At 64.8% G+C, this 23,491-nt stretch carries 27 protein-coding genes and 1 tRNA gene; 17 read left to right on the top strand and 11 right to left on the bottom strand.

All coding sequences use genetic code 11. From position 1 onward, the window contains the following. Nucleotides 1–15 precede the first annotated feature (15 nt). Genes HSEST_RS03160 through HSEST_RS03125 form a run of 8 tightly spaced genes read left to right on the top strand, consistent with a single transcriptional unit; the run spans nt 16 to nt 4,485 of the window. Nucleotides 16–642: a halocyanin domain-containing protein gene (locus HSEST_RS03160; protein WP_229122121.1), complete on the top strand. Its 627-nt coding sequence runs from the start codon at nt 16–18 to the stop codon at nt 640–642. Further along, nucleotides 642–1,028: a DUF7318 family protein gene (locus tag HSEST_RS03155; RefSeq protein WP_229122120.1), complete on the top strand. Its 387-nt coding sequence runs from the start codon at nt 642–644 to the stop codon at nt 1,026–1,028. The genes HSEST_RS03160 and HSEST_RS03155 overlap by 1 nt, the downstream gene beginning before the upstream one ends. 2 nt (nt 1,029–1,030) lie before the next feature. Then, a complete protein-coding gene (locus HSEST_RS03150) occupies nt 1,031–1,897 on the top strand; it encodes a ubiquinol-cytochrome c reductase iron-sulfur subunit (RefSeq protein ID WP_229122119.1) in 867 nt (288 codons plus the stop codon). Nucleotides 1,898–1,901: 4 nt separating this feature from the next. Continuing rightward, nucleotides 1,902–2,705 carry a cytochrome b gene (locus HSEST_RS03145; RefSeq protein WP_229122118.1) on the top strand — a complete coding sequence of 268 codons (804 nt, stop codon included), beginning with the start codon at nt 1,902–1,904 and terminating at the stop codon, nt 2,703–2,705. A 6-nt stretch (nt 2,706–2,711) separates the two neighbouring features. Then, nucleotides 2,712–3,479: a cytochrome bc complex cytochrome b subunit gene (locus HSEST_RS03140; RefSeq protein ID WP_229122117.1), complete on the top strand. Its 768-nt coding sequence runs from the start codon at nt 2,712–2,714 to the stop codon at nt 3,477–3,479. A 3-nt stretch (nt 3,480–3,482) separates the two neighbouring features. Next, entirely contained in the window at nt 3,483–3,866 is a 384-nt protein-coding gene (locus HSEST_RS03135) for a DUF7315 family membrane protein (RefSeq protein WP_229122116.1), read from the top strand. Beyond that, complete coding sequence (locus tag HSEST_RS03130; RefSeq protein WP_229122115.1) at nt 3,859–4,125, top strand: DUF7314 family protein; 267 nt, start codon at nt 3,859–3,861, stop codon at nt 4,123–4,125. The genes HSEST_RS03135 and HSEST_RS03130 overlap by 8 nt, the downstream gene beginning before the upstream one ends. A 48-nt stretch (nt 4,126–4,173) precedes the next feature. Continuing rightward, a complete protein-coding gene (locus HSEST_RS03125) occupies nt 4,174–4,485 on the top strand; it encodes a PRC-barrel domain-containing protein (RefSeq protein ID WP_229122114.1) in 312 nt (103 codons plus the stop codon). Here the strand turns inward: HSEST_RS03125 and HSEST_RS03120 are convergent. After that, complete coding sequence (locus HSEST_RS03120; RefSeq protein ID WP_229122113.1) at nt 4,482–5,942, bottom strand: DHH family phosphoesterase; 1,461 nt, start codon at nt 5,940–5,942, stop codon at nt 4,482–4,484. The genes HSEST_RS03125 and HSEST_RS03120 overlap by 4 nt on opposite strands. Nucleotides 5,943–6,078: 136 nt before the next feature. Between HSEST_RS03120 and HSEST_RS03115 the strand changes: the two genes are divergently transcribed. Further along, nucleotides 6,079–6,597 carry a hypothetical protein gene (locus HSEST_RS03115; RefSeq protein ID WP_229122112.1) on the top strand — a complete coding sequence of 173 codons (519 nt, stop codon included), beginning with the start codon at nt 6,079–6,081 and terminating at the stop codon, nt 6,595–6,597. After that, nucleotides 6,594–7,319 carry an RNA methyltransferase gene (locus HSEST_RS03110; RefSeq protein ID WP_229122111.1) on the top strand — a complete coding sequence of 242 codons (726 nt, stop codon included), beginning with the start codon at nt 6,594–6,596 and terminating at the stop codon, nt 7,317–7,319. Before HSEST_RS03115 ends, HSEST_RS03110 begins: the two co-directional genes overlap by 4 nt. Here the strand turns inward: HSEST_RS03110 and HSEST_RS03105 are convergent. The 5 genes from HSEST_RS03105 to HSEST_RS03085 all read right to left on the bottom strand — a co-directional run bounded on the left by HSEST_RS03105 (nt 7,316) and on the right by HSEST_RS03085 (nt 12,426). Next, entirely contained in the window at nt 7,316–7,726 is a 411-nt protein-coding gene (locus tag HSEST_RS03105) for a hypothetical protein (protein ID WP_229122110.1), read from the bottom strand. The two genes, HSEST_RS03110 and HSEST_RS03105, sit on opposite strands and share 4 nt — an antisense overlap. A gap of 1 nt (nt 7,727) precedes the next feature. Beyond that, entirely contained in the window at nt 7,728–9,596 is a 1,869-nt protein-coding gene (gene gatE / locus HSEST_RS03100) for a Glu-tRNA(Gln) amidotransferase subunit GatE (RefSeq protein WP_229122109.1), read from the bottom strand. Between the two features lie 76 nt (nt 9,597–9,672). Beyond that, the gene (locus HSEST_RS03095) at nt 9,673–11,079 is read right to left on the bottom strand and encodes a class II fumarate hydratase (protein WP_229122108.1); all 1,407 of its coding nucleotides are present in this window, start codon (nt 11,077–11,079) and stop codon (nt 9,673–9,675) included. Between the two features lie 54 nt (nt 11,080–11,133). Further along, nucleotides 11,134–12,177 carry a two-component system sensor histidine kinase NtrB gene (locus HSEST_RS03090; protein WP_229122107.1) on the bottom strand — a complete coding sequence of 348 codons (1,044 nt, stop codon included), beginning with the start codon at nt 12,175–12,177 and terminating at the stop codon, nt 11,134–11,136. A 54-nt stretch (nt 12,178–12,231) separates the two neighbouring features. Then, nucleotides 12,232–12,426 (bottom strand): hypothetical protein, encoded by a 195-nt coding sequence (locus HSEST_RS03085; RefSeq protein ID WP_229122106.1) that lies wholly within the window; start codon nt 12,424–12,426, stop codon nt 12,232–12,234. A 186-nt stretch (nt 12,427–12,612) separates the two neighbouring features. On the opposite strand from HSEST_RS03085, the gene HSEST_RS03080 reads away from it, so the two are divergent. From HSEST_RS03080 to HSEST_RS03060, 5 genes are all read left to right on the top strand, one after another. After that, a complete protein-coding gene (locus tag HSEST_RS03080) occupies nt 12,613–13,275 on the top strand; it encodes a helix-turn-helix domain-containing protein (protein ID WP_229122105.1) in 663 nt (220 codons plus the stop codon). A gap of 67 nt (nt 13,276–13,342) precedes the next feature. Continuing rightward, complete coding sequence (gene mch / locus HSEST_RS03075) at nt 13,343–14,275, top strand: methenyltetrahydromethanopterin cyclohydrolase (RefSeq protein ID WP_229122104.1); 933 nt, start codon at nt 13,343–13,345, stop codon at nt 14,273–14,275. Nucleotides 14,276–14,333: 58 nt separating this feature from the next. Beyond that, nucleotides 14,334–15,041, top strand: a complete 708-nt coding sequence (locus tag HSEST_RS03070; protein ID WP_229122103.1) for an MBL fold metallo-hydrolase — start codon at nt 14,334–14,336, stop codon at nt 15,039–15,041. Nucleotides 15,042–15,078: 37 nt separating this feature from the next. After that, on the top strand, nt 15,079–17,199 hold the full coding sequence (gene rqcH / locus HSEST_RS03065; RefSeq protein ID WP_229122102.1) for a ribosome rescue protein RqcH: 2,121 nt from the start codon (nt 15,079–15,081) through the stop codon (nt 17,197–17,199). Nucleotides 17,200–17,269: 70 nt separating this feature from the next. Further along, nucleotides 17,270–17,344, top strand: a tRNA-Met gene (locus tag HSEST_RS03060). Between the two features lie 185 nt (nt 17,345–17,529). Here HSEST_RS03060 and HSEST_RS03055 read toward each other — a convergent pair. Further along, the gene (locus HSEST_RS03055) at nt 17,530–17,853 is read right to left on the bottom strand and encodes a 2Fe-2S iron-sulfur cluster-binding protein (RefSeq protein ID WP_229122101.1); all 324 of its coding nucleotides are present in this window, start codon (nt 17,851–17,853) and stop codon (nt 17,530–17,532) included. Nucleotides 17,854–17,978: 125 nt separating this feature from the next. Between HSEST_RS03055 and HSEST_RS03050 the strand changes: the two genes are divergently transcribed. Together HSEST_RS03050 and HSEST_RS03045 are read left to right on the top strand one after the other, a co-directional pair. Further along, entirely contained in the window at nt 17,979–19,349 is a 1,371-nt protein-coding gene (locus HSEST_RS03050; RefSeq protein WP_229122100.1) for a geranylgeranyl reductase family protein, read from the top strand. Nucleotides 19,350–19,491: 142 nt separating this feature from the next. Further along, complete coding sequence (locus tag HSEST_RS03045) at nt 19,492–19,974, top strand: type IV pilin (protein WP_229122099.1); 483 nt, start codon at nt 19,492–19,494, stop codon at nt 19,972–19,974. A gap of 22 nt (nt 19,975–19,996) precedes the next feature. On the opposite strand, the gene hemG is transcribed toward HSEST_RS03045, so the two are convergent. The 4 genes from hemG to hemC all read right to left on the bottom strand — a co-directional run bounded on the left by hemG (nt 19,997) and on the right by hemC (nt 23,423). Further along, nucleotides 19,997–21,262: a protoporphyrinogen oxidase gene (gene hemG, locus HSEST_RS03040; protein ID WP_229122098.1), complete on the bottom strand. Its 1,266-nt coding sequence runs from the start codon at nt 21,260–21,262 to the stop codon at nt 19,997–19,999. Nucleotides 21,263–21,358: 96 nt separating this feature from the next. After that, nucleotides 21,359–21,559, bottom strand: coding sequence for a hypothetical protein (locus HSEST_RS03035; protein WP_229122097.1), 201 nt, complete (start codon nt 21,557–21,559; stop codon nt 21,359–21,361). 44 nt (nt 21,560–21,603) lie between these two features. After that, nucleotides 21,604–22,329, bottom strand: coding sequence for a uroporphyrinogen-III synthase (locus HSEST_RS03030; RefSeq protein WP_229122096.1), 726 nt, complete (start codon nt 22,327–22,329; stop codon nt 21,604–21,606). Continuing rightward, nucleotides 22,326–23,423 carry a hydroxymethylbilane synthase gene (hemC, locus tag HSEST_RS03025; protein WP_229122095.1) on the bottom strand — a complete coding sequence of 366 codons (1,098 nt, stop codon included), beginning with the start codon at nt 23,421–23,423 and terminating at the stop codon, nt 22,326–22,328. The genes HSEST_RS03030 and hemC overlap by 4 nt, the downstream gene beginning before the upstream one ends. Nucleotides 23,424–23,491 lie beyond the last annotated feature (68 nt).

The following is a 23,491-nucleotide window of genomic DNA, read 5'->3' as shown; positions in this document are numbered from 1 at the left end:
CAGAATGTCATGTATATGCACAGGCGGGACTTTCTCCGGACGGCCGGTGGCGTGGCCGGCGGGGCAGGCGCACTCGCGGCGAGCGGATCGGCGGCCGCTCAGGCAAACGTCCAGCCGGATTACGGCGGCTATCTAGAGGGAGCGAACGGGTTCAACGGCTCGACGACTGATCTCCGTGGCCAGGACGCGGTCACGATCGAAGTCGGGGCCGGCAGTGACGGCTACGCGTTCAACCCGGCCGCCGTCTGGGTCGATCCCGGCACCACGATCACCTGGGAGTGGACCGGCAACGGCGGTGACCACAACGTCGTCGGCGAAAACACCGACTTCTCCTCGGGCGATCCCGTCGGCGAGGAAGGCTACACCTACGAACAGACCTTCGAAGAATCAGGCATCGTCACCTACTACTGTGACCCCCATCAGAACCTCGGCATGCTCGGCGCCGTCGCCGTCGGCGACGACATTGCCACCGTCGAGGTCGAATCCGGCGGCGGCGAACAGAATCCGGAGCACATGGGCGTGCCGTTCCAGCCCCACTACGTGGGAATCGCGACGCTGCTGATGATGAGCGCGTCGCTCGTGTTCACGTTCTTCTTCGTGAAGTACGGTGAATCGGTACACACGAATGGAGGTCGGAACTGATGTCCTCGTCCGGAAGCACCTACGGTGATATCCACCGGTACGAACAGCCCCGTGAGAGTCCGGCGGCGGCGCTGGCAATCGTCCTGTTGACGATCGTCGAGATCGTCTTCGTCGGGCTGTTCACTTGGGGGCTAATCAGCGGCTGGGGACTGACGGCCGAGGGGAACATGTTCCTCGGCGGCGTCCTCGGAGTCATCTTCATCGACCTCTCGTTCATCCTGCTGTTGTATCGCAAGGAGTTCCTGCCGGACGTGATGATCGTCAAGAAACGCCGACGCAAGTGGGAGGATCTGTACGTCCGTGAGGAGGACGTCGACGGAACGTCCGTGACCGACGGGGCTCTCGAGAACGCAAAACGCGCGCTGTATCCGTACTACAAACGATAACTATGTCCACAGACGAAGACAAATATCCGAGCGAATCGGGACGCCGGCGGTTCGTGAAAGGCGTCGTCGGGAGTGCCGCTCTCGGGTCGGTCGCGACCGGGACCGCGGCGACTGTCGAGATGGCCACCTCCGCCGCCGGCGCCGGCGGCGGGATCACGGAGTATTTTGCCATCGAGAACACCGACGGTCCGGCCCCGCGCGGGATGCCGATCATCCCTATCGAGATCAGAAACGACAACGAAATCTACGGCGTCTGGCCGGAGCCGGAGACCCAGGAGATCCAGGGCAAAGAAGTCACCGTCGCCGAAACGGACATCGGCGGGACGACCTACAGTACCACCTGGTTCCAGTACTGCGGCGTCCAGACCTACGAGGGGATCCAGCCCGACGCCGACCAGGACAACGCCTTCCGGTCGACCGGCGGCACGTACGCCTGGCAGGACGACGTCGACGACGGATCGGTGTTGACGCTGGATATGTTCCAGGACTACGAAAAGTGGGGCAACGGCATCGGCCGGGACGGCCTCGGCAAGCCGGCCGTCGCGAACTGGCGATCCGACGGTGACGTCCAGACCATCCCGGTACAGGTCATGCGCAGCCCCGAGGTGAGCAAGATGGTCGCCGGCGAGGGCGAGTACAGCTCGCTGTCCGGCGAGGCGCGCAGCTTCCTGGAGGCGGCGACGGAAAACGACGTCATGGCCTGGCTCAACAAGTGCACGCACTTCTGTTGTGTCCCGGGGTTCAAGGCCAACGAGGGGAGCGCCAGTTTCGGGGGCGAGAACTCCGTCTACTGCCAGTGCCATCAGTCGATTTACGACCCTTTCAGCCCGGTGAGACGGACCTTCACCGCGCTGCCACGGACCGAGTGATACCATGAGTCTCGAACGCAAAGACGATCACGACCACGACGCCTGGCTGGAGAGTCGAGACGACCTCTCGCACATCGAGACTGTCTATCTGACCGTGCTGATGTGGCTCGACAGGCGACTCCGCATCGTGGACTACCTGGAGATGCTGGAGAACCTGTATTACAAGGTCAACATGCAGATGCCCAAGAGCCACACCGAACAGTACGGCCTGGACAATAAGTTCTGGTACTGGTACCCGCTGTACGCGCTGGGCTCGTTCTCGACGCTCGCGTATATCGTCGCGGCTATTTCCGGTGCATTGCTCGGGTTCTACTACACGCCCGGTGCCGGCGCGAGCGAATCGGCCTCGCTGGCGTACACCCAGATCGAGTTCATCATGGTCGAGTTGAACTTCGGCTTCTTCCTGCGGAGCCTCCATCGCTGGTCCGCGCAGGTGATGGTCGCGGCCGTGTTCCTGCACATGCTGCGGGTCTACTTCACGGGCGCATACAAGGAACCGCGGGAGCTCAACTGGCTGCTCGGGATCGTGCTGATCAGCCTGACGATGGTCTTCGGGTACACGGGGTACCTGCTGCCGTGGGACCAGCTGGCCTTCTGGGCCGGCCAGATCGGCGTCGAGATGAGCCTCTCGATCCCGCTCATCGGCGAGTGGGTCGCCCAGTTGTTGTTCGGCGGATTCACGCCGAATCCGGCGACACTCCAGCGGATGTACATCCTGCACGTGTTCTTCCTGCCCTTTATCGTGACGACGCTGATCGCGATCCACATCGGCATCGTCTGGATGCAGGGCATCGCGGAACCACACTGATCACCCATGACTGACGACACAGACACGACCGACGAACGCACCGACGGCGGGGGAACGGGCATCGTGCCCCCCGACGACGAGACGCCAACCTGGAGCGAGCGCAAGGCTCGCAAGCAGGGGCTGTCGCGACTCACCTACGAGTACTTCGAGCGGGCCCGACGCGAGGACCAGGATCTGCGCCAGCAGTCCAGTTACGTCGAACGGGACGTGCTGGGCTTTCCGGCCTGGCCCCACGAGACGGTCCGCAACCTCTCGCTGGCGAGTTTCTTCGTCGGGATGATCATCGTCCTTGCGGCGACGCTTCCCCCGCACATCGACGCGCCCGCCAACCCCAGCACTACCCCGGCGGTCATCCTGCCGGACTGGTACCTCTACTGGTCGTTCGGCCTGCTCAAGCTCGGCTTCCTCAATCCCGACCTGTCGCTTCTGGGCGGCGAGAAGCTGATGTCCGACCGAACATACGGCGTCGTCGCGAACCTCGTCGTCGTCGGGTTCGTCGCGATCGTCCCATTCCTGAACAAGGGAAGCGCCCGCAGGCCGGTCGAGCAGCCGTTCTGGGCCTCGGTCGGGGTCGCCGGCGTCGTCTTCGCGTTCACCATCGCGGTCCTCTCGATCAAGAACCTCGTTCCGATCGGGGAAGGGCTGTTGAACGACCTGACCTTCCTGTTGCCAATCGTCGCCGGGTTCATCAGCTACGCCGTGTTGAAATCGATGCGCGAAGGGTACATGTTCAACCTCAACCGCCGGTACTACCGGCTCAGGCCACCCAAGTGATCCATGAGTAGCGATACCCAACCCCAGCGTACGCCCGACGGATCGGTCGTCGTCCCGCTGCGCGTCTACAAGGGGATCACCGTCTTCTCGACGCTGCTGGCGACGGCGCTGGTCGTGCTCGGGTTCTTCATGTTCGACGCGGCAACCCGGCTGGACAACCCGATTCGCGAGGCGGCCGTCTGGGCGGTCGGGCTCACGGGCTGGACGCCCTCGACAGGCGTGGTCAACGTCGCCTTCGGCCTGCTCGGCGTGGCCGTACTGCTGGTCGGTGCCGGGTCGTATATCCTCGGCACGCGGTTCAAGACGGCCGAGATGATCGACGGCGGGACGGCCGAAACGGACGACCGAACGGACGACACGAACACACAGGAGCAAACCAATGGCTGACGAATTCGCGAAAGGGTTCGGTATTCTGGTAACGGCAGGGCTCGGCTGGATGATCATCGCCGGCTGGTACCTGACACCGAGTTTCGAGGGCGCACAGTTGTTCGGCGAACGCCCGTCGGATCCGGGCGTCTACGCGGAGATCGCGCTGACGATCGGCGACGCGCTGTTCTGGTTCGCCATCCTCGGCGCGCTGACGTTCTGGATCGTCATCCCGGTCGGCCGGAAGCTCCGGGCCGAGATCGAGTCCAGGTCCGCGTGAGCCGGACGGCTATCAAGAGTTAAGGCCCCGCACCCCGAGAGACCGCATATGGCTGTCGATAGGGAGACCCCTCCGTCGGAAATCACGACGCTGGTCGGTCGCGAGGTCTATTCGAACAACGGTGTGTTCGTCGGCGAGATCGAGGATCTGCGGCTCGATCTCTCGACGGAGAACGTTACCGGGCTCGCGCTGCACCAGCTCAATGGAGAACTGTTCGACCAGGAGATCAACCAGTCGCGTGGCGTCATCGTCCCCTACCGGTGGGTACAGGCGGTCGGGGACATCGTCATCATCAACGGCATCATCGAACAGCTCAAACAGCCCGGATCAGACGACTCCGACGACGAGGTCGTTGCCTAGCTCCCGTTGGAACTGTCGCTACTGCTCTCGACGCCCATCGCCTCGAACAGTTTCGTTTTGACTGCTTCCTCGGTCAACGACAGCAACAGGTCCCGGTTGTCCTCGTTCGAGTCGATGCCCGTGAAGATCCCCAGCGGGATCTCGACGCTGGCGTCGGTCGAGTGGCCCGCCGCCTCGCCGATATCGGAGAAGGCGTCGCCGAGGACGTTCCCGATGTTCAACCTGATGTCCTTCGAGCGCGCGGCCAGATAGATCGTCTCGTCAGCGATGCCGAAGACGGCCGTCGTCGTGATCCCTTCGAGATTCAGGAGTTGCTGGGCGGCCTGGGTCAGTGCCTCGCGGTCGCGGATGAACCCGGCGTTGGAGATGAGATGACTGCCGCGGACGTCGCGGTTGCGGATCGCCTCGGCGAGCACGTCCAGCGTCTCGGGGCTCATCGACGGAGACTCGACCTGTTCGAGCGTGTCGTGGTCGGCAAAGGGGTACAGATACGCCGCGGCGGTCAGATCCGCCGGTGTCGTGTCCCGCTTGAAATCGAGCGTCTCGGCGCGGATACCGTACAGCAGCGCGGTCGCGACCTCCTGGCTGAGATTCAGATCGAACTCCTGAACGTACTTGGTGAGGATCGTCGACGTCGCGGAGACGTTCGGTCGGATGTCCGAGAAACCGGCGTCGATCTCAGATTCGGGTTCGAGGTGGTCGATGAGAATATCAACGTCAATATCGGGGGCGGATTCGGTGTCGCCAGTCTTGGAGTAATCGACTAGCGCAATCGTATCGTAGTCGTCGAGTTCGACCTCGCCCCGGGAGACAAGTTCGATGCCGAGCAGGTTGACGAACGCCCGGTTTTCGTGATGGCCAATTTCGCCCTGGTAGACGATATCCGCCTCGACGTCACGGTGTCGCGCGATCGCCTGCAGCGCTGCGGCGCTGGCGATCGAGTCGGGGTCCGGGCCGCGGTGGATTAGGATGGCGAGTCGGGACTCAGTACCGTCGATCAACGACGACAGCTGTTCGGCCCGGTGTTCGAGTTCGCCCGTTTCGAGCGACCGGAGCGCCGAATCGGCGATGACCGCCGACGGATTGATGACGACGTCGGCACCCATCGCAGTAAGTTCGTCCGCGGAGACCGGATCGGACGCTCGCGCGACGACGAAGTGATCGTCGTCAACCTCCATCAGCGTCTCCGTCGCGGCTTTGTTCGCCTCGACGTCCGAGGAGAGGATCAACACCGCGTCGCGACCCTCGACGTGTTCGACGACCTCCGGATCCCGAATATCGCTGATCTGTGCGTTGAGGTCCTGATCACGAAGCGCTTCCACGCGCCCCTCGTCTTTGTCGAGAATGAGCACGTCCTTGCCCGCTTCGACGAGGTCCTCCGCGACCGCGTGCCCCACGCTCCCGCAGCCGAGGATGGCATACGACGTCATCGATGCCATCGTCGTCCCTGTGTTCATGGTGTCTCGTCCGTAGGCGTCGAGACCCTTATAACTCGGACTTTCGTTTCGCGGCCCGGGAAGCGCGGCTCGCTTCCCCACTGCCGGGGCGTCACACAGCAGGCGGTTTTTACCGCCCGCTCACCAATCCACGGTCATGGGCAAGGTCAGTATCGGTCTTCGGGGCTGGCGGTTCGACGAAGCGGACGTCTTCGACTCGGACGGTTCGATCAAGCCGCTGGCGGAGATGCCACCGGAACCTCGCCAGCGCGTCTCCCGACTGACGGCGATTATCGGCAACGCCTGTGACGCCTGCATGCTCCTCGAGGACGACGAACGCCACTGTAACGTCGCGCTCGCGGTCTACGGCGAACCGATGAGCGAAGTACTGCTCTGTGAGGAGCACGAACCGGACTTTCTGTACTGGTTCCGCGAGGAGGGCGGCGACGAGTACGCCGGCAACGCGGCGATGAAAGACCGGTTCCTCGAGTGGATCGCCGACGGCGGACGCGCTCCGGACGAGTACGCCGGGATCGAACACGTCGACTCCGAGCCGGACGCGCTCCCGAACGCGGCCGTGACCGGTGAGATCCCGTCACTTGAAGACGAACTCGAAGAGATGGACGAGGGCGAGCGCGAAGCGCTGGACGTGGACCTGAGTGACCTCGATATATGATCAGCGTTGCCGTCGTTGACGCCGAGACCCCGGGGAACATCGGAACGATCGCCCGCGCGATGAAGAACTTCGGCCTCGAAGAGCTGTTGCTGGTGGACCCGCCCGAACTGGATCCCGACGGCGAGGCCTACGGGTTCGCGGGCCGGGCCCGCGAGGACATTCTCCCGAACGCGCGAGAAGTCCCCTTCGAATATCTACGTGAGAACTACCACACCGTCGGCTGTACGGCCGTCACGAACGAGGACGCCCGCAAGCACGTCCGGTATCCGTTCAAGACGCCCCGCGAGCTGGCCGACAGCCTGACCGACATCCGGGCCGACACCTGTCTCGTGTTCGGCCGCGAACGGGTCGGGCTGACGAACGACGAACTCGCCGGTCTCGACGAGGTGTGCTCGATTCCCGCGGCCGCGGACTACCCGGTCTTGAATCTCGGGCAGGCCGCGACGGTCGTCCTCTACGAGATGCGCTCGCTGACCCTCGAATCGACACAGCTGCCGGACCCGGATCACGAGCGAGCCACCGAGCGGGAGATCGAGGGGCTGCACGACCAGTTCGGGTCGTTCCTCGAAGCGATCGATCACCCCGAGGAGAAACGCGCCAAGGCCGGCCGGCTCTTCCGGCGACTGGTCGGCCGCGCCCACCCGACCGACCGGGAGGCGGTCTCGCTCAGGGGGATCTTCCGGCGCGCGCAGCAGCGGATCGACAGACGCGAGCGAGACTAGTGGGACACGCGAATCTCGCGGACATCTTCGATCAGGTCCGCCAACACGTGTGCGTACAGCGTCAGGCCGGTCACCAGCCCCAGACTGGGCTCGACCCACCACGTCAGCGGGATCACGACGCCGGCGATGACGACGTGGCTCAGCAGTCGTTCGAGGTGTTCGAGGTCGTCCTCGCGGAAGATCGAGTCCTGATGGGTGACCGCGGCGATCGGGTTCGTGAGGACGTACCGCAGCGCCGCCCAGTCGCCGGTGTTGTACCGGGCCCACAGGAAGTGATCGAGGTCGATCAACACGCCCAGGGCCGTCGCGTAACCGACGACGAACGCCGGGTGGACGACGGTGACGCCGGCGGCGACGAGCGCGACTCCGAGCGCAAACGAGATCGCGCCGTGGGCTTTCGAGTACACGCTACGCTCGCTTCTGGATCTCCTCGCGGAGGACGCTGCTGACGAGGTCGCCATCGGCCTTCCCGCGGAGCTGCCCCATGCACTCGCCCATCAGCCCGGAGAACGCGCCCATCCCCTCCTCGCTGACCTGCTCGGCGTTGCGCTCGACGACCTCGACGACGGCCTCCCGGACCTCGTCCTCGGCGACGCCGCCCAGGCCCTCCTGTTCGACGGCCTCCTCGGCGGACAGCGAGGGGGTCTCGGCCAGTGCCGTCAGCAGGTCCTCGAGGCCCTCGTTCGGCACGTCGCCGTCCTCGACCGCCAGTAGCGCGTCCTCGATGTGCTCGTCGGTCAGGTCCCCGACCGGCACGTCGTCGCGCCGCAGCGCCGTCAGCGTCGATTCGACGGTGTCGGCGGCAAGGGTCGGATCGACGCCCGCCTCGACGACCCGCTCGAACAGCGGCATGTACTCGCCGTAGGCGACCTGTTCGGCGAGTCCGGCATCGAGATCGAACTGTGCCTGGTAGCGATCGACCTTCTCGGTCAGGAGCTCGGGCGTCTCGATCTCGCCGGCGTCGGGCTCGACCGGCGGCACGTCCGTCTCGGGGTACATCCGCGCCGCGCCCGGGAGCGGCCGGAGATATCGCGAGGTCGCGTCCTCGTTGGCGTCGCGAGTCTCTTCAGGGACGCCCTCGAGCGCCGTCTCTGCCCGCTCGGCGACGGCGTCGATCGCCAGCGCTGCCGTTTCGGGATCGTCGGCGACGATCGCGACAGCGTCCTCGGAGTCCGCCTCGACAGCCTCGCGCAGCGCCTCGACCTCTGCTTCGGTGACGCCGTAGGCAGGGAGTTCGTCAGTGTGGAAAATCCCGCCCGCACCGTGGCGCTTGGCGTGATCCGAGAATTCCGTTCCGAGGCGGCGATCGGGCTGGATTTCCCGGCCGACGAGGCCGTCGAACCCCTCCAGGCGAACGGCCCGGACCTCGCCGCCGGCGTCGAGCGCGCTGCGGATGACCCCCGAATCGGTGTCCGCGAACACGTCCGTCACGTCCCGCGGTTCGCCGACTGCGGCGTCACGGTCGTCGAGCTCCGCGGCGATATCCAGCAGTTCGACCTGCCGGCGCACCTCGTTGCGGACGAGATCGTCGATGTCGTCCAGGCTCTGGACGCCTTTGAGTTCGACGCGGGCACCATTTTCGATCGAGACGTTGACGTCCTGGCGGATCGTGCCCAGGCCACGCTTGACCTTCCCGGTCGAGCGCAACAGCATGCCGATCCGCTCGGCGGCCTCCCGGGCCTGTTCGGGCGAGCGGATGTCGGGATCGGTGCCGATTTCGACGAGAGGGATGCCGAGTCGATCCAGCGAGTAGCGAACCCCCGAGTCGGTCTCCGCGACGCGCTGGGCGCTCTCCTCTTCGAGCATGAGGTCCTCGACCCCGACGGGACCCTCGTCGGTTTCGATCTCGCCCTCGCCCGCGATCAACATCGTGCGCTGGAACCCGGAAGTGTTCGAGCCGTCGATGACAAGCTTGCGCATCGGATGGACCTGATCGACCGGCTCCATGTCCAGCAACTGGGCGATCTCCAGGGCCACGGTCATGGCCTCGTCGTCGACCCGGTGGGGCGGTTCGTCGTCCTCCTCGACGAGACACGTCGAGTCGTAGGCCAGATATTCGAACTCGCGCTCGACGCGGCTCTCCTCGAGGGCGGCCTCGTCGAGTTCGCCCAGTTCGCTCCGGGTCGGGTGGAGATAGCGGGTCAGTCGCCGGGTCGATTCCTCGGGCTCGCGCAACTCGGTCGAACACGCGCAGAAGAGCTTCGTCGCCGTGTCGAGTTGCTGGTGGATCTCCAGGCCGGCCACCAGCCCCAGGTCGTCGTAGTCGAACTCCGTCATTGTAGAAGGCTGGGAGTCCAGGGGGCAAAAAACGCATCCTTCCGGGTCGGGGCGTTCCGGGACGGCAACCGGACGGCTACTCCTCGCCCAGAATCCCCGGTTCGGTCATCTTCGCCGGATCGAGCACCTCGTCGACCTCCTCCTCGTCGAGATACCCCTCCTCGAGGACGACCTCGCGGATCGTCTTGTCCTCCGCGAGGGCCTGCTTGGCGACCTTGCCGGCCTTGTCGTAGCCGATTGCGGGATTCAGTGCGGTCGCCAGCGCCATCGACTGCTGGACGCGCTGCTCGCAGTGCTGGCGGTCGGCCTCCAGTTTCGCGACGAACTTCGTGGCGAAGGTCCCGGCGGCGTTCGCGAGCAGTCGGGCCGACTCCAGGAAGTTCGAGGCGATCACCGGCTTGTAGAGGTTAAGATCGACCTGTCCGTTGGCCGCGCCCGTCGAGACCGCGGCGTCGTTGCCGACGACCTGCGCGTAGACCTGATTGACCGACTCGGCGACGACCGGGTTGATCTTCCCGGGCATGATCGAGGAGCCGGGCTGGTTCTCGGGCTGGTCGATCTCGCCGAACCCGTTGCGCGGCCCCGACGCAAGCAAGCGGAGGTCGTTGGCGATCTTGTGCAGCGAACCGGCCACAGTCCGAAGCGCGCCGTGGGCCTCGCTCATCGCGTCGTGGGCCGCCTGGGCCTCGAAGTGGTTGTCAGCCTCACGGAAGGGCAACAGCGTCTCCTCGCTAATGTACTCGGCAGCCAGCTCCGGGAACTGGGGATGAGTGTTCAGGCCGGTGCCGACCGCGGTCCCGCCGAGTGCGAGTTCCGCGAGGCGTTCGGTCGAGTCCTCGACGCGGGAAATGCCCTTCTCGACTTGCGCCCGATAGCCCGAGAACTCCTGGCCCAGTCGGATCGGCGTGGCGTCCTGGAGGTGGGTCCGACCGGTCTTGACCACGTCGTCGAATTCGTTCTCCTTCGCTTCCAGCTCCTCCCGGAGCGTCTCGAGGCCGGGGATGACGTCGCGCTCGACGGCCTCCAGTGCCGCGACGTGCATCGCCGTCGGGATCACGTCGTTGCTCGACTGGCCGAAGTTGACGTGATCGTTGGGGTGGATCTCCCGCGTGCCGATCTCCCCGCCGTAAATCTCGGTCGCGCGATTTGCGATGACCTCGTTTGCGTTCATGTTCGTCGAGGTGCCGCTGCCGGTCTGGAAGACATCCACCGGGAACTGGTCGTCGTGGTCACCGGCGATGACCTCCTCAGCAGCCTGGATGATACAGTCGGCTTTCCCTTCGGGGATCGTCTCCAGGTCGCGATTGGCCTGCGCAGCGGCCTTCTTGACGACCCCGAGCGCGCGCACGAAGCGCCGCCCGAACCTGCGGTCGCTGATCGGGAAGTTCTCGACGGCGCGCTGGGTCTGGGCCCCCCAGTAGGCGTCGGCCGGCACCTGCATCTCGCCGAGACTGTCGGATTCCGTTCGGTATTCGTCCGCCATACGCACACGCACTCACGGAAACGACAAAACAGCACTGGTGGTCGAGATATCGAGTCAATCGATGAACTCGATCCCGGTGACAGCGAATCGGGCGCCGCCATCGTCGCTCTCTGCCACGCCGATATCCCAGCCGTGAGCGTTGGCGATCGTCCGGACGATCGAGAGCCCGTAGCCGCTGCCGTCGTCGCTAGTCGTGACGCCGTGATCGAAGACCCGGTCGCGAATTTCCTCGGGAATGCCGGGACCGTCGTCCGCGACGTAGAATCCGTCGTCGAGCGGGCCGACCCGCACCGTCACGTCCTCGCCAGCGTGTTCCACGGCGTTGCAAAAGAGGTTCTCGAACAACTCGTGAAGCCTGTCAGGATCCGTACTGACCGACGGGACATCCTCGTACCGCAGCGTCGCGTCCGACGCGTGCGTCGCCCCGTCCCAGGCCGATTCGACGATCGGTTCCAGGCCGGTCGGCTCCGGGTCCTCGAGTACGTCGCCCTGTCTGGCAACCCGGAGCAGATCGTCGACCAGCCGTGCCATCCGATCGACTGTCTCGCCGATGGATTCGATGTGCTCGTCGTCGCCGGTCTCGTCGTACAGCGTCAGGCGTCTATCGATGATCTGCAGGGGAGTCTGGAGGTCGTGTGCGAGGATATCGGTGAATTCCTTGAGGCGGTCGTTCTGGCGTTCGAGCATCTGCTCGTATTCTTTGATCTCGGTCGTGTCCTGGCTGATCGCCGTGAACCCGCGGGACTGCTCGTCCCCGAGCGGTGAGAGCGTCAACGTCGCCCAGAACACCGAGCCATCGGCTCGCTCGTGCCAGCCTTCGATCTCGACGGGCCGTTCGGACGCGTCGGCAAAGGTCTCCGCGTTCGCCGGGTCACCGTCGCCCGTTCGCTCCTCGGCGAACAACGTACGCACGTGATTCCCCTCCACGTACGTGGCCTCGTAGCCATAGAGCGCTCGTGCGGATGCAGACCACTCCGAAACGATTCCATCCGGATCAAGGACGAAGATAGCGTGCGATCTGATCCCCTGGATGACCTCGTCCGACGGGACGCTGTCCGGTCGTTCCGGACGGGACTGCCCGCTATCGGACGTGTTCATGTGTGATTATCAACAGCGGTACCGATCCGCATTATGCATTGTCTGCCAGGGAGTTTATATGTCTGCGTCACGGGGCTGGAGTTCCGCGACCATGACCTCCCAGTCCGAGGAGGGTCCGTCACTGCGGTATTCCCACGATCCCCGCGGGTCGACGCCGTTCTCCAGTGCCGCAACCAACAGAGCATGGAGAGCGGCCTCGAAATCGGCTGAACTCTCAATGTCGCCGTCAAATACCGGATTAGATGTCATGGATGGTTCCAGGCACGACCGGGTCAGCTGCGAACCGTGTCGTCGTTTCCCCGACGGCCTACCAACGTAGATGAGTCCACAGCAGATAGGAGTGGCGGAAAGCCTGGTACACCAAGTGAGATCGGAGAATCGGCCGGAAGAGTGAGGCAGTCTTTAACGACTGGACGGCGAAACGCCTCGTATCCGATGACAGTCATCGTCGAGTTAACGGTCCCGTCCGAGGCGTTCGAGCTGGGCCGGGTCCTCAGCGTCGAAGAGCCCGGGCAGGTCACCCTCGAGACGATGGTGCCACTCGGAGGGCGCCCCACCCCGTTTATCCGCGTCAAGCACAACGCCCGGGACGAGTTCGTACAGCGCGTCCGCGAGCACGCGGCGGTGTCTGACATCCGCCCACTCAACACCCACGACGGAGAGGTCCTGTACACGCTCGAATGGAACCCCTCGACTGACACGCTTTTCAAGACGATTCTGGAAGAGGACATCGCACTCCTCGGCGCGACCGGGAGCGCGGACCGCTGGGCGTTCGAGCTCCGGTTTCCCTCACACGAGACCCTCTCGGAGTTCCAGGAGTTCTATGTCGAGGAAGACATCGACGTGACGATCGAGCGGATCTACAACCCGACGAAACCCGATGCCGGACCGTGGTACGGCCTGACGCCACCACAGCGGGAGACGCTGACGTACGCCGTCGAGAACGGGTATTACTCGCTGCCGCGCGGCGTCTCGACGAAGGAGATCGGTGAGGAGTTCGACATCTCCGACCAAGCCGTGACCGAGCGCCTGCGACGCGGTATCACGACGCTGGTGTCGCACACCATATCACAACTCGATACAGAGCCCCGACGGTGACAGCTCCCCGACGCTGACGGAGCGCGGGAGGGTAAGCCGTATGTCCCTGCCGAGCGACTCCCCGGATATGGATCCACTCAACCGGATGGCGACCGAACTGGTCGACGAAGCGATCGACTTCGCCGACGAACTCGCGATCGCCGTCCAGCAGCTCGATTCGGAAGCGACAGTACTGGACTTCGGCGTCCACGTCCCCGGCGGGATCGAAGCCGGACTGATGCTCGCGGAGATCCAGACCGCCGGCCTGGCGACCCTGGATACGACGCTCCGTGACATCGAGCAGACGCCGCGGACGCACGTCGAACTCACGACGGACTATCCCGGGCTTGCCCTGCTTGGTTCACAGAAGGCCGGCTGGGAACTCAGTATCGACGACTTCGAAGGACTGGGTAGCGGCCCGGCACGGGCGCTGGTCGCCGAGGAAGAGGAATTCGCGCGTCTGGGTTACCAGGACGACTTCGAGTTCGCAGTGCTGGCGCTGGAATCGGAGCGCTTGCCCGAAGAGGGGGTCGTCTCGGAGGTCGCGGACCGCGCCGGCGTCCCCGAAAGCGGCGTGTTCCTGCCGACCTACGCGACCGCGAGCCTGACCGGTAGCGTCACCGCAGCCGCCAGAGCGGCCGAGCTGGCCGTCTTCCGCCTGTCGGAGCTGGGATACGACCCGCTCGACGTGCTCTCGGCGTCGGCCTCGGCACCGGTCGCGCCCGTCGCGGACGGGGAGGCGACCGCGATGGCCCGCACGACCGACGCGCTCGCCTACGGCGGGCAGGTCCATCTGGTCGTCTCGGAGCCGTCCGACCGGTTCGACGAGGTCGTCTCGACCGCCGCGGAGTCGTACGGCGAACCGTTCGAGGCCATCTTCGAATCGGTCGACTGGACGTTCGAAGAACTCCCGACCGAACTGTTCGCGCCCGCCCAGCTGACCGTCGACATTGTCGGCGGCGACACGCACGTCTACGGGGAGCGACACGGGGACCTGCTCGCTGAAAGCTTCGGCCTGTAGCCGCGATCCACGCGGCTTGCGCCGGGACATACTTGACCGAGGGAGCCGAACTGCGCGCATGGCCGAGCAGCTCCAGCCTGACGCGTGGTTGCTCGACGTCGGGCTCGTTCGGCCGTTCGACACGAACAGCTACCTGGTCGACGACGGGACGGTCACACTGATCGACACCGGCCTGTGGGTCAACTGGCCGTCACTCCGTTCGGAACTGGCCGACGCTGGCTACAAACCGGCCGACATCGACCGCGTCCTCCTCACCCACTACGATCTAGACCATACGACCGGTTTGAGGCATCTCGCCCCTGCGTTCGACGGCCCGATCTATATCGGCCAGCGCGACTACGACCTCGCAACCGGTGGGTTCGATCCGCCGCTATGTCACCACAAGGGTCTGTTTCACCGACTCGTCCGGCCGTTCTTTCCGATCGCTGGCGACGATATCCGCCCCGTCAGGGACGGCGATCGGATCGGGAGCTTCACCGTGTTCGACACGCCAGGGCACAACCCGGGACACGTGGCCTACGTCCACGAGGACGGCGCGGCGTTCGTCGGCGACCTCGTCTGGGAGCGCGACGGGACGCTCACGCCGCCGGTCTGGCTGGATAGCTACGACATGGACGAACTCCGGGCGAGCATCGCTAATTTCTGGTCGCGGACCCCTCGGATATCGACTCTCGCGATGGGACACGGCGATCCGATCACGTCCGACGTGGACCGTCGCTACCGTGAGTTACTGGCAACGGTCGAAGATCCTGCGATGCAAGCGTGAACGTCACGTCTTTCCCCGTGCCCCGACAGATACGGATATGGACGAAAAACGGGAACTGACGAGCGTCGACATCGCGGCGCTGGCCGGTGAGCTCGGCCAGTACCGCGGCGCGCACGTCGACAAGGTCTATCTCTATCCCGAGGCGGAGCTGCTGCGGTTCCGGATGAGCGACTACGATCGGGGGCGAACGGAGCTGCTGATCGAAGTCGGCGAGAACAAGCGCGCACACATTGCCGATCCCGAGCGCGTTCCGGACGCTCCCGAGCGGCCACCGAACTTCGCGATGATGCTTCGCAATCGGCTGTCGGGTGCGACACTCGAAGCCGTCGAACAGTTCGAGTTCGACCGCATTCTCATGCTGCGGTTCGAACGGGACACCGACTCGACGACCGTCGTTGCGGAGCTGTTCGGCGACGGCAACGTGGCGGTCCTCGACGAGAACGACGACGTGATCGACTGCCTGGAGACGGTGAGGCTGAAGTCCCGGACCGTCGTGCCCGGCTCACACTACGAGTATCCCTCGGCCCGGTTCAACCCCCTCACGGTCGACTACGAGACGTTCACCGAACGAATGGGACAGTCCGACAGCGACGTGGTGCGGACGCTGGCGACGCAGCTGAACTTCGGCGGGCTGTACGGCGAGGAGCTCTGCTCGCGAGCCGGCGTCCCCTACAACCAGGACATCGAGGCGACCGACGACTCGGATTTCGAGGCGCTGTACCGTGAGATCGAGTCCCTGTCGCGGCGACTCAGTGAGGGGGATCTGGACGCACGGGTCTACTACGAGGACGGCGAAGACCGGGCCCGCGTGGACGTGACGCCGTTCCCCCTGGAGGAGTACGCCGACCGGGAGAGCGAGGTCTTCGAGACGTTCAACGAGGCGCTGGACGACTACTTCGCGAACGTCGACGCCGACCACGACGACCGCGGCGAGAGCGGGAGCGGCCGACAGCGCCCGGATTTCGAGAGCGAGATCGAGAAACAGAAACGGATCATCCAGCAACAACAGCAGGCGATCGACGACTTCGAGCAGGAGGCCGAAGCCGAACGCGAGAAGGCCGAGCTCCTGTACGCCAACTACGATCTCGTCGACAAGGTGCTCTCGACGGTCCAGTCCGCTCGCGAGGACGGCCGCGCCTGGGACGACATCGAGGCGACCTTCGAGGCGGGGGCAGAGCGGGGAATCGACGCCGCCGAGAGCGTCGTCGGCGTCGACGGCAGCGAAGGGACAGTGACGATGGCTATCGAGGGGACGCAAATTACACTGGCAGCCGGGGACGGCGTCGAGAAGAACGCCGACCGGCTCTACACCGAGGCCAAGCGCATCGAGGGCAAAAAGGAGGGTGCCAAGGAGGCGATCGAGGACACGCGCGAGCGCCTCGAGGAGGTCAAAGCCGAGCGGGACGCCTGGGAAGCGGCCGACGGCGAGGACGAGGCGGCGGACGAAACAGACGAAGACGAAGAGATCGACTGGCTCACCCGGTCATCGATCCCGATCCGCCAGAGCGAGCAGTGGTACGAACGGTTCCGGTGGTTCCACACCAGCGACGACTTCCTGGTGATCGGCGGGCGCAACGCCGACCACAACGAGGAGCTCGTCAAGAAATACCTCGATCGCGGGGATCTGTTCTTTCACACGCAGGCCCACGGCGCGCCGGCGACGATCCTGAAAGCGACCGGGCCCAGCGAGAGTCCGGACGACGACATCGAGATCCCCGAGACGAGTCGCGAGGAGGCCGCCCAGTTTGCGGTCTCGTACTCGACGGTCTGGAAGGAGGGCAAGTACGCCGCCGACGTGTACATGGTCGATCACGATCAGGTGACCAAGACGCCCGAGAGCGGCGAGTACCTCGAAAAGGGCAGCTTCGCGATCCGCGGCGACCGCACGTACTACGAGGATACGCCCGTCGGCGTGGCCGTGGGGATCACCTGCGAGCCCGAGACCCAGGTGATCGGTGGCCCGCCGAGTGCCATCGCCCCGCAGGCGGAGACGAGCATCGAGGTCGAGCCGGGTCAGTACGCCCAGAACGACATCGCGAAGCGTCTCTACCGGGAGTTCAAAGGGCGGTTCGCCGACGAGACCTTCGTCCGGAAGGTCGCCAGCCCCGACTTGATCCAGGAGTTCCTGCCGCCGGGTGGCAGTCGGATGGTCGAGTGATCCACGGTAGAAAGTCACGGACGGCATTCGAATCACAACCCTTAATCGTGGTGCTGAACTACGACCTGGTAGCGGGATGGGATAGCCAGGAGATTCCGGCGGGCTCATAACCCGCAGATCGGTGGTTCAAATCCACCTCCCGCTATATTCTGTCGCTCACAAAATCGTGAGCGACGAATTCGTCTGTGGTGATTTGAGCCAGGGGACAAGGGAGCGAAGCGACTGAAGTCCACGTGGTTCAAATCCACCTCCCGCTACGTTCTGACGACGCAAACCGAGGAGCGAAGCGACGAGTCTGCGTCGTCGCACGTCGTACAGCGTGAGACAGAGTCAGTCGTCCGCAGCGGCCGTCTGCTCGCCCGCTTCGGCCTCGATACTCGGTGGATACTCCCCACGACGGAGTTTCAGGTCGGACTGGGGTCGGGCCATACAGGTCAGCGCGTACTCTTCGCGTTCTTCCTCAGTTAGCCCGCGCGAGGCGGGTTGGGTGACCTCGCCCTCGACAATCTTCGCGGAGCAGGCCAGACACATCCCGACGCGACAGGAGTACTCCTGGGCGATCCCCTCGTCGATACAGCGGTCGAGGATCGTCTCTTTCTCGGAGACGGTCACCGTCTCTTCGGTCCCCACGAACTCCACGGTGTACTCGGTCATGGATGTACGTTGGCCCAAGCGGTACAAAACGCTTTACGTCCGAGCGGGTCGCGCTGTCAGCCCAGAGCGATGTCCGGTCGTGCCGGGGAGTAAAGCGTTTTGTTCGTGGGGCGTTCAGGACATCTATGCCCACTCACGAGTACGATGTTGTCGTTGCGGGTGCGGGGACAGCCGGGTGTTACGCGGCTGCGACGGTGGCGAACGCGGGCCTCGACGTCGTCGTTGTCGAGCGCAAAGACGAGGAGGAGGCGGGTCACATCGCGTGTGGCGACGCGCTGAAGGGAGCCAGCGAGTTCCCCGAATCGATCCCGAAATCACAGATCGAACCGGCGTTCACGAACACGGACGTCGATCACGGACGCTTCGAGTTGCCGAGCCAGAACACCGCTGTCGATATCCCGGTTCCCGGTGAACTGGCGGTTATCGACCGCTGGGAGTACGGTCGTCGGATCATCGACGGCGCCGAGCGCGCGGGTGCGGAATTTCACTACGAGACGGTCATCAACGACGTCCGTCAGGACGAAGCAGGTCGCGTGACGGGCCTGGAGGCCAAACGAAACGGCAACGACGTGACCTACGAGGGCGAGGTCGTCATCGACGCCGCCGGCGCGCTGTCGCTGTTGCAGGACAAGGCTGACTTTTCGGAGGCGACTTTCGACACGAACGTCCGGTACTCGCAGTTCTGTTCGGCGTATCGGGAGGTTATTCACGTCGACGAGCCGGTCGAATACGACGACGCGCTCGTGTTCAAACCGACTGAGCGAGCGGCCGGCTATCTCTGGTATTTCCCGCGGACGCCGACGGAGATCAACGTCGGACTCGGCTTCCAGATGAACGAGGAGCCGATGCAACTGGTCGAGTCACTGCGAGAAGACATCCGGAATCGCCCGGAGTTCGAGAACGCGACCGTCGAGGACAAACTCGGAGCGGCACTACCGACCCGTCGGCCGTACGACTCGGGGACTGCGCCGGGCTATATGGCCGTCGGCGACGCTGCCGGTCACGTCAACCCCACGACCGGCGGCGGGATCGCCGGAGCGGCCTACGCCGGCAAGTACGCCGCCGATCGGGCCATCGAAGCCGTGTCCACTGATAACGCCTCCGAGGAGACGCTGTGGGAGTACAACGAACGCGTCATGGAGCATTTCGGCGCCCGGTACGCCGCGCTCGACGTCTACAACATCTTCGTGACCGCGTACGACATCGACGATCTGACGGCACTGCTCTCGTCGATGCCCGTGGACAAGCTCTCGGAGGCGCTGTATTCCGGTTCTGCTGATCTCGGCCTGTGGCTGAAAATCAAGACGCTGCTGAAAAGTGCCGGTCACTGGGGGACGATCTACGATCTGTATCAAACGAAACGGCTCGCCGACGAGTTGCTCGAACACTACGAATCGTATCCGTCCGATCCGTCCGGGTTCGAAGACTGGCAAGACGAGCGAGACACGCTCCTGGACCGGGTCTACGAGACGACCGGTGCCGAGCCGAAGTACTAGGTTTCAGGGCCGCCAGATGGATTTAAGTGGCTCTGTTTGAAAGTATTAGGCAAGCACGCCGGTGGGGTTCACGCGGCATGTTCGGTGGGGCGAACGGCCACCGCGTGACACCGGGTTCGTGCGCCTCACAGGGGGAGCAACTATGCACGCATCGGACGCAGACGGCCGCGGTGTAGCGCCAGTCATCGGGGTCGTCCTGATGGTCGCAATCACGGTCTTACTGGCTTCGACAGCAGCGGTGTTCTTCTTCGAATTCGGAAACGACTCCGGATCGAATATGACGCCGACTGCGTCGTTCAACACCGACTACGAGAATGACACCTCGGACACGGTGACACTCTCACACCATTCCGGGGATGCGCTCGACACGTCCAGGCTGACGCTCGTGGTCAGTGAGGCGAAAGCCACCAATGGTAGTTCACTCCCCGGAGTCAACAAGCGCTACAGCGTCGACTCACTCGTGGCCCAATCGGAGTTGAGCGCCGGCAGCTCGATCACGGTGTCGAACAGTACACTCTCGGCCGGCACCGATCTCAACCTCGGTACGGCGACAGTCAAACTCGTCTGGGAGAGTTCCGGATCGACGAGTACGACGCTCGTAGAGTGGTCCGGCTCGGATAATTGATTGGCACTGGCTGTTTTCGGTTTCAGTCGTCGAAGATATCCGCCGCTGTTCGCTGGGCGTCCCGGAGCCGTCCCAGAACGCCGGCCCGTTCAGTATAGGTCGCACAGACGTGGATGCCGTCCGGGAACGAGACAGTATCGAGCGCGTTCCAGCTGTCGTCGTAGGCAGGCATACCGGGTGTCCAGCGGGCGACGTGCAGCGGCCGCGCGGAAAAACCCGTGATCGATTCGAATTCCTCGGCCGCCAGCTCGCCGAGACGGTCGTCGCTCTCCTCGACCAGTTCGGGTGAGCGCGAGCCGCCGAGATACGCCGTGAACACGCCATCACGGCCGAGCATGCTCGCGTTCCAGGTCAATCCCAGCGTCTCATAGCCCTCCCCATCGAGGATCTGACAGCCGTGGCCCTCCCGGCCGTAGTTAGATTCGAGGTGGACGACAGCGAGTGGGTTGTACGTCAGTCCGCCGAGGGCGTCTGCGAGATCTCCGTCGAGTGGTTCGAGCAGGTCGGCCGTCACGGGCGCAGGCGTCGTCACGACGACCTGATCGACTGTAGTCGTTCCGTCGGCGGTCACGATCTCGAACCCATCACCGTCGTCACGAACGGCCTCGACGGGCGTCTCGAAGTGGAGCGAATCGGCGTACCGGTCGGCGATCGCCTCCGGGAGCACTTGCAGCCCGTCCTCAAAAGAGACGATCGGCGGGATATCGACGCCTTCGAGGAGTTTCCGGGCGACCGCGAGCAGGATCGACCGATCGATGCCGCGCTTGGCGAGCGCCTTGCCCACGGAGTGGCGGACGAGCATCTCGTCGGCGTGTGCCCCGTATAGTCCCGTGTACAGCGGCGAGAACAGCGTCCGCTCGGCCTCGCTGCCGAACTTCCGGGCGAAGAAGTCGGCGACGGTCTCGTCCGGTTTCGGTGGTCCGGCCAGCGGTTCGGCCAGGATCCGGGCTTTCCCGCGCCAGGAGATGAGATCAGTCGTGATCGCGTCACGGATCGAAAGCGGCGCGACTCGCAGTCGACCGTCGCGGAGGACAAAGAGTGGCTGATCGTCATCGCCTTCGAACCGCTGTTCGCGGAGGTCGAACTCGTCGATCCACGCTTCGACCAACTTCGAGCCGCGCAGCCGCTGGGGACCGAGGTCAAGGGTGTGACCGTCGACCTGTCGCGATCGGACGATCCCGCCAGGTTCGTCGCTCGCCTCGAACGTGTCGACAGTCGCGCCCCGCTCGCGGAGTTCGTGTGTCGTTGCCAGTCCGGAGATCCCTGCGCCGATTACGCCGATATGCATAGGTAGGTTGCGACCGTGGTCGGTCGCGGTTCGTCCCGGTACTGCGTAGGCGAGACATATCGGTGTGTCGAGATTGATTTCTCGTGCATTGGTTGATTACTGACGCACATACAGATCGGAGGCGACCATCAGCAGCACGAACACAGCAACACCCGTTGGCAGGAACGCCTCTCGTGGTGGCAATCCGATCCTGCTGGCCAGTGCAGCGCCGACGAGGATCAACGCGGAAATGACCGTCGCGCCCAGTACCACCGGCGAGCCGGCGATCCGCTCGCGTATCGCTTCCGAACGTGCCATACTGACCCTGTGGACTCAGCAACCAAAAACGCAAGCGACGGTAACTACTGAGCGTCGAGAGTCACGCGGGCCAGCCGTTCGAAGGCAGCCGTGTCGGGGACGACGTCGACGTCGATCCCCGCCGACTTGGCTGTCCGTTCGGTCGGCGGGCCGATCACGCCGACGGTCGCAGCGTTCAGCCCCTCGATGGCCTCCTCGCGCACACCGCGGTCTGTGGCCGCAGCCAGGAAGTGTTCGACGGTCAGCGACGACGTGAAGAGAGCGGCCTCGAGCTCGCCCGCGGCCGCCTTCTCGACCGACTCGCCGGCCTCGTCGGGTCGGACCAGCCGATAGAGGACGGTCTCATGGACGTACGCGCCCGCATCGAACAGGCCCTCGACGAGCACCGAACTCCCGTGGTCGCTCCGGGCGAGTTCGACGCGCGCCCCGTCGACGGACTCCTCCAGCGTCGAGACGAGGCCGTCGGAGGTGTAGGTCTCCGGGACGATATCGACCGCGAATCCGGTGTCCCGAAGCGACGCGGCCGTGGTCTCGCCAATGGCACAGACGGTCGTGTCCCCCGGGGTCCAACCGGCATCCGCGGCGAGTTCGACGCCGGTCGTGCTGGTGAACACGGTGAAATCGGCGTCCGAGCGCGGGGTCGTCCCCGCGGGTTCGACCGCGAGCATCGGGTCGGCGACGGGCGTCGCGCCCAGCGACCGAAGCAGCTCGGCGGCGTCCGCGAGCCGCCCGTCGTCGGGCCGGAAGACCGCCACGCGCGGGTTCGTCATTCTGCCTCCGAGACCGCCCGTTCGATCAACTCGGCCGCGCCCTGCTCGCGGAGTTCCTCGGCGAACTCCCGGGCTGCGTCCGGGTGGCGATGAATCGGCAAGTCACGCGTCGCCGCGACCTCGTCGGTCCCGTCACGACTCAGGATCCGGGCCGTGGTCCGCACGGTACTACCCTGGACCGTCGCGTGGACGCCGATCGGGGCCACGCAGCCGCCGCCCAGCGCAGCCAGAACGGTGCGTTCGACCGTCGTCGCGACCCGCGTCGGCGGGTGATCGATCGCGTCGTTGATCGTCTCGGCGACCTCGCCGTCGGGCGCCGTGACGGCGATGGCGCCCTGTCCGGGCGACGGGACGAACCGTTCGGGATCGAGTTCGACCGTGCGAACGTGATGGTGCAGGCCCAGTCGCCGCAGTCCCGCGGCCGCGAGCACGATCGCGTCGTATTCGGTCTCGACGTCCCGTTCGAGCGCGCGGCGTTCGATCTCAGCGAGGTCGTTGAACCACTCCTCAACCGTGCGGTCGTATGGATGCTCGTAGTCCTCGTCGTCGGCGCGTTCCTTTCGCTCGCTTTCGGCGTCGCTGCGCGCTTCGTGTTCGCGCTGGAGCGTCGGTGCCAGCAACTTCTCGACCCGGGTGTCGACGTTGCCCCGAAGCGGTACGACGGTCAGGTCGGGGCGTTCGGCCCGCAGCTGGGCCTCGCGGCGGAGGCTGGACGTACCGACGGTCGCCCCGTCGGGCAGCTCGTCGAGGGTCTTGCCGTCGGGAGTTACCAGCAGGTCGCCCGCGGGACCCCGATCGGGGACGCCCGCGACGACCATCTCCTCGCCGCCCTCTGTCGGAATGTCCTTCAACGAGTGGACGCCGGCATCGGCGTCACCGTCGAGAACGCGTTCGTCCAGCGCGCGGACGAACGCGCCGGTCCTGCCCAGCCGGTGGATCAGTTCGTCGCGGATCTGATCGCCGGTCGTTTCGACTTCCAGTAGTTCGACCGATCGCCGCCGGCTTTCGAGGGCCTCGCTGACCGTGGCTGCCTGTCGAAGCGCGAGATCGGAGCCACGCGTCGCGAGCCGGAGCGTGCTGTCGCGAGAGGTCATTATCCGTTCGTGGGTGGTCAGGGGTGAAAAGCCCACCAGTTCGGCCCGGCCGTGCTCGATAGCATACC

This window comes from Halapricum desulfuricans (assembly GCF_017094465.1).
Taxonomy (GTDB): Archaea; Halobacteriota; Halobacteria; order Halobacteriales; family Haloarculaceae; genus Halapricum.
This window is presented reverse-complemented; position numbering and strand designations above follow the sequence as displayed.

Excerpts from the sequence above, each read along its gene's own strand:
- HSEST_RS03160 (WP_229122121.1), top strand. The coding sequence starts at position 16 with ATGCACAGGCGGGACTTTCTCCGGACGGCCGGTGGCGTGGCCGGCGGG.
- HSEST_RS03155 (WP_229122120.1), top strand. The coding sequence starts at position 642 with ATGTCCTCGTCCGGAAGCACCTACGGTGATATCCACCGGTACGAACAG.
- HSEST_RS03150 (WP_229122119.1), top strand. The coding sequence starts at position 1,031 with ATGTCCACAGACGAAGACAAATATCCGAGCGAATCGGGACGCCGGCGG.
- HSEST_RS03145 (WP_229122118.1), top strand. The coding sequence starts at position 1,902 with ATGAGTCTCGAACGCAAAGACGATCACGACCACGACGCCTGGCTGGAG.
- HSEST_RS03140 (WP_229122117.1), top strand. The coding sequence starts at position 2,712 with ATGACTGACGACACAGACACGACCGACGAACGCACCGACGGCGGGGGA.
- HSEST_RS03135 (WP_229122116.1), top strand. The coding sequence starts at position 3,483 with ATGAGTAGCGATACCCAACCCCAGCGTACGCCCGACGGATCGGTCGTC.
- HSEST_RS03130 (WP_229122115.1), top strand. The coding sequence starts at position 3,859 with ATGGCTGACGAATTCGCGAAAGGGTTCGGTATTCTGGTAACGGCAGGG.
- HSEST_RS03125 (WP_229122114.1), top strand. The coding sequence starts at position 4,174 with ATGGCTGTCGATAGGGAGACCCCTCCGTCGGAAATCACGACGCTGGTC.
- HSEST_RS03120 (WP_229122113.1), bottom strand. The coding sequence starts at position 5,942 with ATGAACACAGGGACGACGATGGCATCGATGACGTCGTATGCCATCCTC.
- HSEST_RS03115 (WP_229122112.1), top strand. The coding sequence starts at position 6,079 with ATGGGCAAGGTCAGTATCGGTCTTCGGGGCTGGCGGTTCGACGAAGCG.
- HSEST_RS03110 (WP_229122111.1), top strand. The coding sequence starts at position 6,594 with ATGATCAGCGTTGCCGTCGTTGACGCCGAGACCCCGGGGAACATCGGA.
- gatE (WP_229122109.1), bottom strand. The coding sequence starts at position 9,596 with ATGACGGAGTTCGACTACGACGACCTGGGGCTGGTGGCCGGCCTGGAG.
- HSEST_RS03095 (WP_229122108.1), bottom strand. The coding sequence starts at position 11,079 with ATGGCGGACGAATACCGAACGGAATCCGACAGTCTCGGCGAGATGCAG.
- HSEST_RS03090 (WP_229122107.1), bottom strand. The coding sequence starts at position 12,177 with ATGAACACGTCCGATAGCGGGCAGTCCCGTCCGGAACGACCGGACAGC.
- HSEST_RS03085 (WP_229122106.1), bottom strand. The coding sequence starts at position 12,426 with ATGACATCTAATCCGGTATTTGACGGCGACATTGAGAGTTCAGCCGAT.
- HSEST_RS03080 (WP_229122105.1), top strand. The coding sequence starts at position 12,613 with ATGACAGTCATCGTCGAGTTAACGGTCCCGTCCGAGGCGTTCGAGCTG.
- mch (WP_229122104.1), top strand. The coding sequence starts at position 13,343 with ATGGATCCACTCAACCGGATGGCGACCGAACTGGTCGACGAAGCGATC.
- HSEST_RS03070 (WP_229122103.1), top strand. The coding sequence starts at position 14,334 with ATGGCCGAGCAGCTCCAGCCTGACGCGTGGTTGCTCGACGTCGGGCTC.
- rqcH (WP_229122102.1), top strand. The coding sequence starts at position 15,079 with ATGGACGAAAAACGGGAACTGACGAGCGTCGACATCGCGGCGCTGGCC.
- HSEST_RS03055 (WP_229122101.1), bottom strand. The coding sequence starts at position 17,853 with ATGACCGAGTACACCGTGGAGTTCGTGGGGACCGAAGAGACGGTGACC.
- HSEST_RS03050 (WP_229122100.1), top strand. The coding sequence starts at position 17,979 with ATGCCCACTCACGAGTACGATGTTGTCGTTGCGGGTGCGGGGACAGCC.
- HSEST_RS03045 (WP_229122099.1), top strand. The coding sequence starts at position 19,492 with ATGCACGCATCGGACGCAGACGGCCGCGGTGTAGCGCCAGTCATCGGG.
- hemG (WP_229122098.1), bottom strand. The coding sequence starts at position 21,262 with ATGCATATCGGCGTAATCGGCGCAGGGATCTCCGGACTGGCAACGACA.
- HSEST_RS03035 (WP_229122097.1), bottom strand. The coding sequence starts at position 21,559 with ATGGCACGTTCGGAAGCGATACGCGAGCGGATCGCCGGCTCGCCGGTG.
- HSEST_RS03030 (WP_229122096.1), bottom strand. The coding sequence starts at position 22,329 with ATGACGAACCCGCGCGTGGCGGTCTTCCGGCCCGACGACGGGCGGCTC.
- hemC (WP_229122095.1), bottom strand. The coding sequence starts at position 23,423 with ATGACCTCTCGCGACAGCACGCTCCGGCTCGCGACGCGTGGCTCCGAT.